Genomic DNA, 13,672 nt, shown 5'->3' on the forward strand with positions numbered 1-13,672 from the left:
TGACGACAGGACGAAAACCGTCCGGACTCACAGAAGGACCCGACCGTGCGTTCACCGACCGAAACACCCTCGTATCTGGCGACCCGCCGCGGCAAGCTCACGCTGGCGCTGCTGTGCACGGTCGCGTTTCTCGACTTCGTCGACGGCTCGATCGTCAATGTCGCGCTGCCGACCATTCAGCGCGAACTCGGCATGGACGTCTCGACGTTGCAGTGGGTCACCAGCGGCTACCTGCTCACCTACGGCGGGCTGATGCTGCTCGGCGGCCGTCTCGCCGACCTGCTCGGGCGCCGCCGCGTGCTCATCGCGGGCACGTTGCTCATCGCGGTCGCCTCGGCGGTCGGCGGTCTCGCCGACGCGAGCGGGCTGCTGATCGGCGCGCGACTGGCGCAAGGCGTCGGCGCGGCGCTGATGCTGCCCGCCGCGCTGTCGATCCTCACCACCAGCTTCCGCGAGGGATCCGATCGCACCACCGCGCTCAGCGTGTGGGGCGGGGCCGCGGGCCTGGCGTCGGCGGCGGGCGTCTTCCTCGGCGGCGTGCTGGCCGAGGGCCCAGGCTGGCGCTGGGTCTTCTACGTCAACACCCCGGTCTGCGTGCTGGTGCTTGCGGCCATCCCGGCGCTCGTTCCCAACGATCGGCGCAACGAGATCCGCGGCGGCTTCGACCTTTTCGGCACCGCACTGGGCACCGGCGGGCTGATGCTGCTGGTGTACGGCCTGGTGAAAGCGCCGGAGCACGGCTGGGGCGACGCGACGACGCTGACGCTGCTCGGCGGCGCGGCGGCGCTGCTCATCGCCTTCGTGATCAACGAGCACCGCTCGGCCGATCCGCTGATGCCGCTGTCGATCTTCCGCATTCGCGGTCTTGCCGCGGCGAACCTGACCCACCTCATCGTCGCGGCGGGCATGCTCGCGATGTTCTTCTTCGTGACGCTGTACATGCAGTCGGTGCTCGGCTACGGCGAATTCAAGGCGGGCGTGGCGTATCTGCCGGTGAGCCTGACCATCGGTGTGGCAGCGGGACTTTCGGCGAAACTGTTCACCAGGGTCGGCACCCGGCCGGTCATCGTCGGTGGCGCGGCGATCACCGGGCTCGGCGTCGTGTGGCTGTCGTTCATTCCGACCGACGGCTCCTACCTGGCACACCTGCTGCCCGGCATGCTGGTCATGTCGATCGGCGCGGGCGCGGTGTTCGTCGCGAACACCACCGCCGCCAACGCCGGTGTGCCCGCCGAGCAGGCCGGACTGGCCGCCGCCCTGCTCAATACGGCCCAGCAGATCGGCGGCGCGCTCGGCATCGCCGTGCTGACCGCGATCGCCACCTCCCGCACCACCGCGCAATTGGCGGCGGGCGAGCCACAGCTGGACGCGATGACCGATGGCTTCCAGCGCGCGCTGCTCGTCGGCGGCCTGATCGCGCTCACCGCGGCGATCGTCGGGCTGTGGACCGCGGACTCGCGCGGTGAGCAGGCCGCGGCCGAGGAACATCCGAAAGCCTTTGCCGCATAGCATCATCGAAGCGAGGGACGGACCGGCGCGGTCCGTCCTTCGTTCGCGTCACGACTTGGCCAGGTACTCCAGCCGCTCGCCGTCGACGGCGGCGCGCATCATGCTCGCCAACGCGGGGTGCTCGCGCAGCCCGGGATCGGCCTCGACCAGCTGCCTGGCAAGATCCTGGGCGGCGGTGATGACTTCCAGGTCGTCGAGTAGCGAGAGCAGCCTGAGCGAACTGGCGGTGCCGGACTGCGCCGCGCCGAGCACATCGCCCTCGCGACGCTGGCGCAGGTCGAGCACGGAGAGCTCGAAACCGTCGGTCGTGGCGGCCACCGCTTCCAGCCTGCTCATGGCCGAACCACCGGGCGCGGCGTCGGTGATCAGCAGGCACAGCCCCGCGTGCTTGCCGCGACCGATCCGCCCGCGCAGCTGGTGCAGCTGGCTGACACCGAACCGGTCGGCGTCCACGATCACCATCACCGTCGCGTTCGGCACGTCGACGCCGACCTCGACCACGGTGGTACACACCAGCACATCGATCTCGGCGTCGTTGAAGGCGCGCATGACCTGGTCCTTCTCGTCCGAGGGCAGCCTGCCGTGCAGCAGGCCGACGCGGACGCCCGCCATCGGCCCGGCACGCAGCATGTCGAAGACGTCGACGACGGCCTGGGTGGTCGGACTCTCCTTCTCCTCCGCCGCCTTTCCGCGACCGCGCCCCTTGCCGGAACCGCCGTCCTCCTCGTCGTCGCCGATGCGCGAGCACACCACGTAGGCCTGGCGGCCGTCCTTCACCTCCTCGAGGATGCGTTCCCAGGCCCGGTCCACCCAATTCGGATGTTGCTTGCGCGGAACGACTTTCGACGTGATCGGCGAGCGGCCGCGCGGCAGTTCGGTGAGCGTCGAGGTCTCCAGATCGCCGAGCGTGGTCATGGCAATGGTGCGCGGGATCGGCGTCGCGGTCATCACCAGCAGATGCGGGCTGGTTCCTGCTTTCGCCTTGGCGCGCAACGCGTCACGCTGTTCGACGCCGAAGCGGTGCTGCTCGTCGACCACCACCATGCCCAGGTCGAAGAATTCGACGTTGTCCTGGATCAGCGCGTGCGTGCCGATGACGATGCCCGCCTCGCCGGTGACGGCCTCGAGCAGCGCGGCCTTCTTCGCCGCGGCCGACAGGGAACCGGTCACCAGCACCACCCGGGTGGACTGCTCGGCGGCGCCGAGTTCCCCCGCCGTGCCCAGCTCACCGAGCATCCCGCGCAGCGACCGATAGTGCTGGGCCGCAAGGACTTCCGTCGGCGCGAGCAGCGCGCACTGCTGACCGGCGTCGACCACTTGGAGCATGGCGTGCAGCGCGACGATCGTCTTGCCCGAGCCGACCTCGCCCTGCAACAGCCGGTGCATCGGCTGGGTGCGGCCGAGATCGGCGGAGATCTCCGAGACCACCTGCCGTTGGCCGGCGGTGAGCTCGAAGGGCAGCTGCCTGTCGAAGGCCGCGGCGATGCCGTCGGTGCGCGGCGGGCACGGGCGCGCGACCCGGCCCGCGACCTCGTGGCGCCGCTCGGCGAGCACCAGTTGCAGCGCCAGCGCCTCGTCGAAGCGCAACCGTTCCTTGGCGCGGTCGATATCGGTTTTGCGCTCCGGCAGATGGATCAGCCGCAGCGCGTCGGAGACCGGCATGAGCGCGCGGTCCTCGCGGATGTCCTCCGGCAGCGGATCGTCGATCGGGTCGAGCTGTTCGAGCACCTGGCGCACGCAGGCGAGCAGATCCCAGCTCTGCACCTTCGCGGTGGCCGGATACACCGGGATGAACTCCCGCTCCATGAACGAGACATCCACTCCCCCCGCACCTTTCGCGCTCTCCGCCAGACCGCGCAGGTCGCCGCCGCCACGCACTTTGGTGAAGGTGCCGACCGTCTCGTCCTCGGTCTCGGGCAGGATCAGGTAGCCGGGATGGCTGAGATTCCAGCTGCCGGGGCGCCAGTAACTCACCGTGCCCGACATCATCGCCCGAAGTCCTTCTTTGACAACGTATTTCACCTTGTCGCCGTTGAAGAACGTGACGTCGACCGGGCGGCCGGAACCGGTGTCGAGCAGGACCTTCAGCAGCGATCCGCGGCGATTGCGCATCGGCTTGAGCTCGGTCTTGGTGATCCGGCCGATGACGGTGATGTGCGAACCGTCCTCCGGCGCTTCCTCGGTGAGCGGCTGACCCTGGGTGGCATAGCGCAACGGATAGTGCCGCAGCAGGTCTTCGACGGTGTTCATGTCGAAGGCGTCGGCCAGCGAATCCGCGGCTTTCGCGCCCAGGATGTGGTCCAGCCGATCGCTCAGTGTCGCCATGTCTCCGTCCTCGTCGTCATTCCACCCCGATCTGCGCCAGATCCCCTTGCTGCCCACCGGAATACACCGTCACCTCGACTCCGGGGAAGCCCCGCGCGATGTGCGCGCTCAACTCCTCGGCCAGCCCGGCCGGCGCGTCCACGCCCATCAACAAGGTGACCAATTCGCCGCCGAGGCCGAGCATCCGGTCCAGCAGTGTCAGCGCCGCGCCGCGCACGTCCCGGTCGATCACCACCACGTCGTGACCGACCAACCCGAGCCCGTCGCCCGGTTCGCAGGTGCCGACCATGGTCAGCGCGCGCTGCGCGGCCGCACGCAGCGAACCCCACCGGGTGGCCGCGGCCGCCTCCGACATCGCGAACGCGTCGTCCACGGCGATCCGCCCGCGATCGTGCACCGCCAGCGCCGCCAAGCCCTGCACCATGGAACCGCTCGGCAGCAGCAGCACGTCGCGGTGCACGTCGCGCGCGGCGACGCCGACGGCCACCAGTTCGTGCGCGGGCAGCGCGCCGTTGGGCAGCACGAGCACCTCGCGGTGCGGCATCCGCCGGATCGCGGTGAGCAACGCCGCCGAGGTGACCGGGTGCGCGCCGAGCACCGTCGCGCCCGCCGCCTCGAACAGCGCGGCGGCGTCCGAACCCGCGGCGACGGCGAGGACATCGCGATCGGCCGGGCCCGCGTCGCGCGGGCGCGGCGGATCCAGGTGGTCGCGACCGACCGGGGCCGTGATGGCGAAGCTCTCGATCCGGATGTCGCGCAGCGCGCCCGCCGCCAGCCCGGCCTCCACGGCCGCGCCCGCGTCGGCGCAGTGCACGTGCGCGGACCAATTCCCGCCGCCGTCGCCCACCACGACCACGGAGTCGCCGAGTTCGGCGAGGCGCTCACGCAGCCGGGTGACGCGCGCCAGATCGGTGTCGGCGAGCTGGTACATGACCTCGAAATGCGGTGCGTCGCCCTCGATTTCCGCGACCTCCGCATCGTCTGTGGTCGCGACGAATTCGTTCGGCAGGTAGTCGGGCCTGGTCGGGGTCTCGCCGAGGGTGACGGCGACCAGCGCGTCCAGCAGCACCACCAAGCCGCGCGCGCCCGCGTCGACCACGCCCGCCGCCCGCAACACCCCGAGCTGGGACGGGGTGTCGCCGAGCGCCTTCGCTGCGCCGTCGGCGGCGGCCACGGCCACCTCGGCGAGCGTGTCCTCGGCGCAGGCCGACGCGCAGTCGGCCGCGCACTCCAGCACGGTGAGGATGGTGCCCTCGACCGGGACGCTCAGCGATTCACGGACCAGGGCCGCGGCCCGGCGCAGGGCGGCACGCAGGGTCGTCGCGGTGAGCTGTCGCTCTGTCGTCTCGGTGAGCGATCGCTCTGTCGTCGCTTCCGCGATCCCGCGCAGCACCTGCGACAGGATGATGCCGGAGTTTCCTCGCGCGCCCGCGGTGGCGCCGCGCGCCATGGCCGCGGCGACTCGATGCGCGCTCATCGCGTCCCGCTCGGCGTCGGCCGCCCGCACGGCGGCGCGCATGGTGGCGAGCAGGTTGGTCCCGGTGTCGGCGTCGGCGACAGGGAAGACATTGAGCGCGTTGATCTCGGCGCGGCGCTGTTCGAGGTCGTCGAGACAGAGGCCGCCCCAGAGCCTCAGCGCCGCGCCGTCGATCTCTTCCCGCTGCCCCGGCACCGTCACCTCGCTCCCTTCGCACCGCCCGCGCATCACCACCGTCCGCCAGGTTAGCTGGCGATACCGACAGCGGCCGCGTGACACCGAATCGGTATGCTGTCCGGGTGTTCGACAGCCGGGGCGGCCCGTCCGACCGGGTCCCGGTTTGGCGGATCGGCACCGCATTGGCTACCCTTGCTGGGTTGCTCATGCGGCCGGAAACCGGCCTGCGCTGGCCGACGTCAGTCGGCAGGGCACATCACGACATTGTTTCCGGACATGCCGCATCATTGTGCGGCGGTCCCCACATGACATGAAGGAGCTCGCGACTATGGCTGCCGTCTGCGACGTCTGCGCCAAGGGCCCCGGCTTCGGGAAGTCGGTCTCGCACTCGCACCGGCGCACCAACCGTCGCTGGAACCCGAACATCCAGACCGTGCGTGCGCAGGTTGCCCCGGGCAACACCCGCCGCATGAACGTGTGCACCTCCTGCCTCAAGGCGGGCAAGGTGGCTCGCGGCTGATACGGCCGCCGGTCGATCAGCACCAAGACACACGCCCCGGCGCCCGTCAAGGGTTGTCCGGGGCGTTGTCGTCCGTAGGTGTTCCGGTACACCGACCTCACCGGGAGAGATCGCATGACCGAGGCGCCGACGCGAGCATGGCGGATCACGCCGCTCGCCGCCGAACACGTCCACAGTCTGGCCGAATGCCACATCGCCAGCTGGCGTGAGGCCTACCGCGGACTGGTCCCCGATCACGTGCTCGACGCCTTCGACGTGGACCGGCGCGCCGAAGCGTGGGACCGCGTCCGCCTCGCCCATCCCGGCAGCACGTACGTGGCGGTCGTCGGCGACATCGTCGTCGGGTTCGCCAGCTCGGGTGCGCCTCGGGACCGCGCGCCCGTCGCACCGCTCGAGCTCAACGCCCTGTATGTGCGCGCCGACTGGTACGGCACCGGCCTGGCGCGGGAACTACTCGACACCGCCGTCGCCCCCGGCCTGCCGTGCTCGCTGTGGGTCTTCGAGGACAACCCGCGCGCCCAGGCCTTCTATCGCAAGCACGGTTTCGCGCTGGAGGGCGCGCGCAAAGTCGAGGACTTCACCATCGCCATGCAGGTGCGAATGGTTCGCCCGGCGCGCCCGACCGAATCCACCGAATAGCCGGGAAGAGATTCGGGAACAGGCGTCGAGGCCGCGCCCGAGCAAACGATAGGGTTCCCCTCATGACCTCCACCGCGCAGAACGAGTACGTCACGACCATCGACGGCGTCCTCCAGATCACGATTGCCACTGCCGCCAACGGCACCTCGATGGACTTCGCCGGGATCGTCGCGGGCGCCGCGGCGCTGAGCGACCTCGGCCCGGAGATCGGCGCGGTCGTGCTCACCGGCTCGGGCGCGAACTTCTGCGCGGGCGGCAATGTGCGTGGCTTCGCCGCCGCCGAGGACCGCGCCGCCCACATTCACGGCCTGGCGACGGATCTGCACGCGTTCGTGCGGGCGCTCGACGAGACCCGCGTTCCGGTGCTCGCCGCGGTGCAGGGCTGGGCGGCGGGCGCGGGCATGAGCCTGGTCTGCGCCTCCGACATCGCTCTCGGCGGCCCGTCCACCAAGCTGCGCCCCGCCTACCCCGGCATCGGCCTGAGCCCCGACGGCGGCATGTCGTGGACGTTGCCGCGCCTCGTCGGCGCGGGGCGAGCCGCCGAGATCCTGCTCACCGACGCCGTCCTGGACGCCGACGAGGCCGTCCGGCTCGGTATCCTCAGCCGCCTGGTGGCCGACGCCGACGTGCGCGCCGAGACGCTCGCGCTCGCACAGGAATTGGCGCGCGGCCCGCGCTCCACCCATGCCAGCATCAAATCCCTGCTGGCACAGTCGAACTCGGCGACACTGAGCGAACAGCTGGACCTGGAGCGCGATTTCATCGCCGCCGCGGCGAACAGCCGCACCGGCAGGGAAGGCGTGGACGCCTTCGTGGCCAAGCGCAAGCCCGACTACCGGAACCCGGCCTGACCTACTTCAGGTGCTCCATCACGAACTTCGCGACCGCGTCGGTGAACGCATCGTTGTCGTCACCGGCCGCGGTGTGCGCCGCGCCGCCGATCTCGACGAGTTCGGCGTGCGGCACCAGCGCCTGGAACGCCGCCGCGCCCTCGGCGCTCACCACGTCGGATTGCATGCCGCGCACCAGCAGCACCGGGATGCTCAGCGTGCAGGCGGCCACCTCCATCTGCTCGATCATCGCGCTCGGATCCTCCACGCGGTCGCGCAGCATGTCCGGGTCCCAGTGCCAGTACCAGCGGCCGTCGCGCTGGCGCAGATTGCGCCGCAGGCCGTCGGTGTTCTCCGGGCGCGGCCGGTGCGGCAGGTATTCGGCGACCGCGTCGGCAACCTGATCGAGGGTGTCGAAGCCGTCGCGATGTTTGCTGAGGAAGTCGATCACTCGGGCGATGCCCTCGGGCTCGGGGCGGGTGACAATGTCGACGAGCACCAGGGCGCGGATCGCCGCACCGCCCGGGGTCGCCGTGGTCAGCAGACCGGTGATGCCGCCCATGCTGGCGCCGACCACGACCGCACCCCCACCCGGTGCGGCCGCGGCATCCAGCTGTTCCAGCACTAGCGTCAGATCCGCGACCATGGTCTCGCGCGTGTAGTCGCGGTCCGGCGACCACTGGCTGTCGCCGTGGCCGCGGGCGTCCAGGGTGATCACCCGCATCCCGGCCGCGGCCAGCTTCGCGCCGGTCTGCTTCCACGAGTGCCTGGTCTGCCCGCCGCCGTGCAGAAAGACGACGAGCGGGCCGCTGACCGGGCCGAACTGGTCGGCGGCCAGCTCGATCCCACCCGAACCGCGTAGCCGCAGCCGGGTGGGCTCGAGAAGATTGTTCGCATTACTCACGATCTGAGGATCGCACAGTATGCGCACGGCCCGTCGTGAGCCTCGGTGAACTCGATGCTCAGCAGTCCAGGCGCATGGCGCTGAAGGTGCGCTGGAACAGGCACGCGACCTTCGCGTTCACCGACGCGGAGATGGTGGAGGAGCCGGTCGAGGTGAACTCCTCGGCCACCGGCGCGGGCTCACTGGTCTCCACCGCGGGCTCCAGCGCCAGCGGCGCGGCCGTCGCCGCCGACGTGGCGCCCGCGATGGCGGCGGCCATGGCCAGCGTGGCGGTGGTGCCGCGCAGGGCGCCGCGAACGGTGTTGTGCTGCATTGCAGTGCTCCTCGATATCGTGTTCGTGCGGTGATGCGGGTGGTGCTCGTTCCCGGCGCGCCGGGAAGACAGCGGAATCAGGGTAGGCGCCAGTCGACGGGTTCGGCGCCCAATTCGTCGAGCAGCTCGTTGACCCGCGAGAACGGGCGCGAGCCGAAGAAACCGCGGGACGCCGACAGCGGCGAGGGATGCGCGGACTCGATGTAGGGCACCTCGGCCTGGCTCAGCAGCGGCTTGAGCGTCGAGGCGTCACGGCCCCACAGGATCGCCACCAGCGGCTCGTCCCGCGCGACGAGCGCGCGGATAGCCTGTTCGGTGACCGCCTCCCAGCCCTTGCCGCGATGCGAGGCGGGCTGGCCGGGCGAGACGGTGAGCACTCGGTTGAGCAGCAGCACGCCCTGGTCCGACCACGGGCTCAGATCGCCGCAGGAGGGCGTCGGGTGGCCGAGATCCTTGTGCAGTTCGGAGAAGATGTTGGCGAGGCTGCGCGGCACGGGCGAAACATCCGGCGCCACAGAGAAACTCAGCCCCATGGCGTGGCCGGGCGTCGGATACGGGTCCTGGCCGACGATCAGCACGCGGACCTTGTCGAACGGTCGTTGGAAGGCGCGTAGCACGTTCTCGCCCGCGGGCAGGTAGCCGCGGCCCGAGGAGTTCTCGGCACGCAGAAACTCACCCATCTCCGCGATCCGGTCCGCGACCGGTTCCAAGGCCTGTGCCCAGCCCGAATCCATGATTTCCGACAGTGGTTTCGCACCCATGACCGCACAACCTATCGTGGCTCGTTGCCGGATGCCGAGTCCGCCCCACGGAACGATTCCCAGCCGCTGCCGCCCCGGTGCGGCACACCGTCGACGGTGACCCCCGAACCGGCCGTCACGCGGCCGATCGCGCGCCATCCTTCCGGCAGGTCAGCGCCCCGCGGCCAGGTGCCGGCGAAGGCGTGATCCTCGCCGCCCGCCAGAATCCATTGCGTCGCATCGGCATCCAGCCGGCGAGCGAGCGCGTCGAGCGCGGGGTCGCGCAGCGCGGCCGCATCGAGATCGATCGCGACGCCGGAGGACTCGGCGATGTGGCCGAGATCGGCGAGCAGCCCGTCGGAGATGTCGGTGAGCGCGTGCCCCGGTCGCCACGACGGGCCGAGCACCGCCTCGTACGGCGGTTGCGGAACCCGGTGGGCGGCAAGCGCTTCGGCGAACTCCTCGGCGTCGGCGCCCGCGGTGAGCGCGGCGAGGCCCGCGGCCGACCAGCCGAGCCGACCGGCCACCGCCACCGTGTCGTCCACGCGCGCACCGGCTCTGGTGACCGGCGCGCCGCCGCGCAGATCCCCGAACGCGGTGACCGAGACGACCAGCTCGGGGCTGCGCACCAGATCGCCGCCCGCGATCGAGCCGCCCGCGCGCGCCGCCTCCGCCCACAGGCCGTCGGCCAGCTCGTCGATCACCGCCACCGGAGTCTCGGCGGGGCAGCCGAGCGCCACCACGAAAGCCGTCGGCGCCGCGCCCATGGCCACCACGTCGGCGGCGTTCTGCGCGATCGCCTTGCGGCCGATCTCCCGGGGGCGCGACCAATCGCGCCGGAAGTGCCGCCCCTCGACGAGCATGTCGGTGGTCACCACGAACCGGCCGTCCGGCGCGGCGATCAGCGCCGCATCGTCGCCGGGGCCGAGCAGCACGGCGGGCGCCTGCACCCTGCGGGCATTGATGCGCTCGATCAGCGCGAACTCCCCCAGCTCACGCACCGTCCGCGGCGCCGCGCTCTCGCTGATGACCGGTCCCTTCCCGAGGTAGTGCCAGCTGGAATCGGCTCGACGGTACCCTGTCCTGGGCAATCGAGACCACCGAGCCGATGCGCGCGCGCCCGCCGCGACGCACCCCGCGCGATCCGCGCCGACCGGCTCCAGCGAGCGCGAAGAGGAAGGACCGGTACGCATGGCGGCGGACTCGTCGGACAGCGACTCGGCGAAGGGCCAGGACCCCACCGACGACGACAAGCCGACCGACCTCGGCGAACTCGGAACCGAGGGCGCGACTCCGGATCGGGCCGACGAGCCGCGCGCCACCGGCAAGTCCGAGTCCGCCGAGACATCCGACGCCGAACGAACCCCCGACGCCATCACGGCGTCCGGCACCGACGAACCCGATGCCGACGAGGAATCCCGCCCGTACCCACCGGCATTGATCGCGACGGCGGTCGCCCTGCCGGTGGTCCTCATCGTCGCGGTCCTGGTCGCCGCCATACTCGCCCGCCGCGTGCCCGTGGAACGAGAGCCGCTGGTGCTCGGCCCGGTGCCCGCCCCCGCCGCGGCCGGCGAGGCCTGCACCAAGCTGCTGCCCGCGCTGCCCGGCGAGATGGGCGACTTCACCAAATCGACCCTGGTGGAACCCGCTCCGCCCGCCACCCGCGCCTGGCAGCGCCCGGAAGGCGGGGACGCCATCGTGTTGCGCTGCGGCCTGGACCGCCCCCTCGAGTTCCATCGAGCCTCACCGTTGCAGATCGTCAACGGCGTGCAGTGGTTCGAGGCGCGCGACGACGCGGCCAAGGCGAGCACTTGGTTCGCCGTCGACCGCGAGACCTACATCGCGCTGACGGTGCCGGAGGGTTCGGGACCGACCCCGCTGCAGGAGGTCTCCGACACCATCACCGCGAACCTGCCCGCCAAGGCGCTCGATCCGGGCCCGCTGCCGAACTGATCCCGCGACGAACACGGTCGGAAGCGCGCCGGTACCAAGGAGTTTCGCCAGGAACCGCAACCACGCGGCCTACCGGCAGGCCCTCGCCCGATCAGCGCAGGCCGGTACCGCGCGCCAGCGCCGTGTCGATCAATGTCGAGACCAAGGCGCGATAGTCGACCCCGGTCGCCTCCCACATGCGCGGATACATGGAGATCGCGGTGAAGCCCGGCATGGTGTTGATCTCGTTGATCACCGGTCCGTCCGCGGTGACGAAGAAGTCCACGCGAGCCAGTCCCTGGCAGTCGAGGGCGCGGAAGGCGCGCACCGCCAGTTCCCTGATCTGGTCGGCCACCTCGTCGTCCAGCTTCGCGGGTACGTCGAACTCGCAGACATCATCGAGGTATTTGGTGTCGAAGTCGTAGAACTCCGGCGCGTCGTCGTCGGGCATCCGGATCTCGGCGATCACGCTGGCCTCGACCCGGCCGTCCGGGAATTCCAGCACGCCGCATTCCACCTCGCGACCGACGATGCCCGCCTCCACGATCACCTTCGGGTCGTGCGCGCGCGCCGTCGCGATGGCCGCGGCCAGCTGGCTCCAGTCGTCCACCTTCGTGATACCCATCGAGGACCCGGCGCGGGCGGGTTTGACGAACACCGGAAGCCCGAGCCGCTCCCGCTCGGCCTCGGACAGCGTCGCGACGCCGGGGCGCAGCACCACCTGCGTGCCGATCGGCAGGCCGTCGGCCGCGAGCAGCTTCTTGGTGAATTCCTTGTCCATGCCCGCGGCGCTGGCCAGCACACCGGGTCCCACGTAGGGGATGCCCGCCAGCTCGAGCATGCCCTGCAGGGTGCCGTCTTCGCCGAACGGGCCGTGCAGGATCGGGAACACGACGTCGACCGAGCCGAGAGCGGCACTCGGGTCGTCCAGGGCGACCAGCGACCCCGCGCGCTGCGGATCGGCGGTCAGCGTCAGCGCGGTGCCGGTGGCGTCCACCGAGGGCAGCTCGTCGTCCGTGCGGCGCAACGCGGCGACGTCGGCGCCGCCGAGCACCCAGGCGCCCTCGGCGGTGATGCCGATCGGGACGGCCTCGTACTTCTGCGGATCCAGGTTGCGCAGCACACTGCCGGCCGACAGACACGAAACGGCGTGCTCATTGCTGCGCCCGCCGAACACCACAGCCACCCTGATCCGGTTCGTCATGCTCCGAACCGTACCCGCACGCGACGTCGCCCCGATCGCTGACCGGGCCGCTACGCGGCGGTCATAGCCACCGCTACCCTGCGGCGATCACTCCGGTTTGACGCGCCGCCCCAGCAGGTTGCCGACGGCTTCGCGCACCGAGAGGCCCTCGTGGCACACCTGGTGCACCGCGTTGGTGAGCGGCATTTCCACATCGTGCGCGGCGGCCAGCGCGCGCACCGATGTGCACGACTTCACACCCTCGGCCACCTGTCCCTGGGTGGCCTCCTGGGCCGCCTCCATCGATCCACCCGCGCCGAGCACGTGCCCGAAGGACCGATTGCGCGACAGCGGCGACGTACAGGTCGCGACCAGGTCGCCGACCCCGGCCAGGCCTGCCAGCGTCACGGGCTCGGCGCCGAGCGCGACGCCGAGCCGGATGATCTCGGCGAGGCCGCGGGTGATCAGGCTGGCGATGGAGTTGTCGCCGAGTCCCATGCCGGAGGCGATGCCGCAGGCCAGCGCGATGACGTTCTTGCACGCACCGCCGATCTCGCAGCCGATCACGTCGGTGTTGGTGTACGGCCGGAAATAGCCGGTGTAGCTGGCCTGCTGAACCGCCTCCGCGCGCGCGGCGTCGGCGCACGCGATCACGGTGGCCGCGGGCTGACCGGCCGCGATCTCCTTGGCCAGGTTGGGTCCGGACAGCACCGCGATGCGGCTCGGCTCCGTGCCGGTCACCTCGGCGATGACCTGACTCATCCGCAGCAGCGTGCCCGTTTCGATGCCCTTGGCCAGGCTCAGCAGCGTGGCGTCGTGTTCGGTAATCGCGCCGTGCAGCGCCGGTTTCCACGTCTCGAGATTCCCGCGCAAGGATTGGGACGGCACGGCGAGGACCACCAGCTCCGCGCCGTCCAGCGCCCGCTCGTGATCGTCGGTGGCGGCCACCTCGGGCAGCTGCACACCGGGCAGGTAGAACGGATTGCGGTGTTCGGTGGCCAGTGCCTCGGCCACCTCGGGGCGCCGCGCCCAGATGGTGACCTCGGTTCCGGCGTCTGCCAACACCTTCGCGAACGCGGTCCCCCACGATCCCGCGCCAAGTACTGCCGCCCTCGTCATCTGC

General features: G+C 70.9%; 13 protein-coding genes. 5 read left to right on the forward strand and 8 right to left on the reverse strand.

The window, feature by feature from the left end; translation table 11 throughout:
• Window positions 1–45 precede the first annotated feature (45 nt).
• A complete protein-coding gene (locus tag NL1_RS00075) occupies window positions 46–1,509 on the forward strand; it encodes an MFS transporter (protein WP_067832574.1) in 1,464 nt (487 codons plus the stop codon).
• 48 nt (window positions 1,510–1,557) lie between these two features.
• On the opposite strand, the gene recG is transcribed toward NL1_RS00075, so the two are convergent.
• Both recG and fakA read right to left on the reverse strand, forming a co-directional pair.
• Complete coding sequence (gene recG, locus NL1_RS00080) at window positions 1,558–3,834, reverse strand: ATP-dependent DNA helicase RecG (protein WP_067832907.1); 2,277 nt, start codon at window positions 3,832–3,834, stop codon at window positions 1,558–1,560.
• Between the two features lie 16 nt (window positions 3,835–3,850).
• Entirely contained in the window at window positions 3,851–5,539 is a 1,689-nt protein-coding gene (fakA, locus tag NL1_RS00085; protein WP_067832909.1) for a DAK2 domain-containing protein, read from the reverse strand.
• A 277-nt stretch (window positions 5,540–5,816) separates the two neighbouring features.
• Between fakA and rpmB the strand changes: the two genes are divergently transcribed.
• From rpmB to NL1_RS00100, 3 genes are all read left to right on the forward strand, one after another.
• Window positions 5,817–6,008: a 50S ribosomal protein L28 gene (gene rpmB, locus NL1_RS00090; protein ID WP_039799620.1), complete on the forward strand. Its 192-nt coding sequence runs from the start codon at window positions 5,817–5,819 to the stop codon at window positions 6,006–6,008.
• Window positions 6,009–6,122: 114 nt separating this feature from the next.
• Entirely contained in the window at window positions 6,123–6,647 is a 525-nt protein-coding gene (locus tag NL1_RS00095; RefSeq protein WP_067832576.1) for a GNAT family N-acetyltransferase, read from the forward strand.
• Between the two features lie 62 nt (window positions 6,648–6,709).
• Window positions 6,710–7,498 (forward strand): enoyl-CoA hydratase/isomerase family protein, encoded by a 789-nt coding sequence (locus NL1_RS00100; protein WP_067832580.1) that lies wholly within the window; start codon window positions 6,710–6,712, stop codon window positions 7,496–7,498.
• Window position 7,499: 1 nt separating this feature from the next.
• Here the strand turns inward: NL1_RS00100 and NL1_RS00105 are convergent, their stop codons facing one another.
• The 4 genes from NL1_RS00105 to NL1_RS00120 form a co-directional block, all read right to left on the reverse strand.
• Entirely contained in the window at window positions 7,500–8,381 is an 882-nt protein-coding gene (locus NL1_RS00105; RefSeq protein WP_067832912.1) for an alpha/beta fold hydrolase, read from the reverse strand.
• A 58-nt stretch (window positions 8,382–8,439) separates the two neighbouring features.
• Entirely contained in the window at window positions 8,440–8,694 is a 255-nt protein-coding gene (locus NL1_RS00110; RefSeq protein ID WP_067832582.1) for a hypothetical protein, read from the reverse strand.
• Window positions 8,695–8,771: 77 nt separating this feature from the next.
• Complete coding sequence (locus NL1_RS00115) at window positions 8,772–9,455, reverse strand: uracil-DNA glycosylase (protein WP_067832584.1); 684 nt, start codon at window positions 9,453–9,455, stop codon at window positions 8,772–8,774.
• 11 nt (window positions 9,456–9,466) lie between these two features.
• Window positions 9,467–10,462, reverse strand: a complete 996-nt coding sequence (locus NL1_RS00120) for a thiamine-phosphate kinase (protein WP_281180756.1) — start codon at window positions 10,460–10,462, stop codon at window positions 9,467–9,469.
• A gap of 346 nt (window positions 10,463–10,808) precedes the next feature.
• Here NL1_RS00120 and NL1_RS00125 point away from each other — a divergent pair, with 346 nt between their 5' ends.
• Complete coding sequence (locus tag NL1_RS00125; RefSeq protein ID WP_067832915.1) at window positions 10,809–11,387, forward strand: DUF3515 domain-containing protein; 579 nt, start codon at window positions 10,809–10,811, stop codon at window positions 11,385–11,387.
• Between the two features lie 91 nt (window positions 11,388–11,478).
• Here NL1_RS00125 and NL1_RS00130 read toward each other — a convergent pair whose 3' ends face one another.
• Both NL1_RS00130 and NL1_RS00135 read right to left on the reverse strand, forming a co-directional pair.
• The gene (locus tag NL1_RS00130) at window positions 11,479–12,570 is read right to left on the reverse strand and encodes a D-alanine--D-alanine ligase family protein (RefSeq protein WP_067832589.1); all 1,092 of its coding nucleotides are present in this window, start codon (window positions 12,568–12,570) and stop codon (window positions 11,479–11,481) included.
• Window positions 12,571–12,657: 87 nt separating this feature from the next.
• A complete protein-coding gene (locus tag NL1_RS00135; RefSeq protein WP_067832591.1) occupies window positions 12,658–13,668 on the reverse strand; it encodes an NAD(P)H-dependent glycerol-3-phosphate dehydrogenase in 1,011 nt (336 codons plus the stop codon).
• Window positions 13,669–13,672 lie beyond the last annotated feature (4 nt).

The organism is Nocardia lijiangensis NBRC 108240, from assembly GCF_001613045.1.
In the GTDB taxonomy this organism is placed as follows: Bacteria; Actinomycetota; Actinomycetes; order Mycobacteriales; family Mycobacteriaceae; genus Nocardia; species Nocardia lijiangensis.

Excerpts from the sequence above, each read along its gene's own strand:
- NL1_RS00115 (WP_067832584.1), bottom strand. The coding sequence starts at position 9,455 with ATGGGTGCGAAACCACTGTCGGAAATCATGGATTCGGGCTGGGCACAG.
- rpmB (WP_039799620.1), top strand. The coding sequence starts at position 5,817 with ATGGCTGCCGTCTGCGACGTCTGCGCCAAGGGCCCCGGCTTCGGGAAG.
- fakA (WP_067832909.1), bottom strand. The coding sequence starts at position 5,539 with ATGCGCGGGCGGTGCGAAGGGAGCGAGGTGACGGTGCCGGGGCAGCGG.
- NL1_RS00095 (WP_067832576.1), top strand. The coding sequence starts at position 6,123 with ATGACCGAGGCGCCGACGCGAGCATGGCGGATCACGCCGCTCGCCGCC.
- NL1_RS00100 (WP_067832580.1), top strand. The coding sequence starts at position 6,710 with ATGACCTCCACCGCGCAGAACGAGTACGTCACGACCATCGACGGCGTC.
- NL1_RS00135 (WP_067832591.1), bottom strand. The coding sequence starts at position 13,668 with ATGACGAGGGCGGCAGTACTTGGCGCGGGATCGTGGGGGACCGCGTTC.
- recG (WP_067832907.1), bottom strand. The coding sequence starts at position 3,834 with ATGGCGACACTGAGCGATCGGCTGGACCACATCCTGGGCGCGAAAGCC.
- NL1_RS00130 (WP_067832589.1), bottom strand. The coding sequence starts at position 12,570 with ATGACGAACCGGATCAGGGTGGCTGTGGTGTTCGGCGGGCGCAGCAAT.
- NL1_RS00110 (WP_067832582.1), bottom strand. The coding sequence starts at position 8,694 with ATGCAGCACAACACCGTTCGCGGCGCCCTGCGCGGCACCACCGCCACG.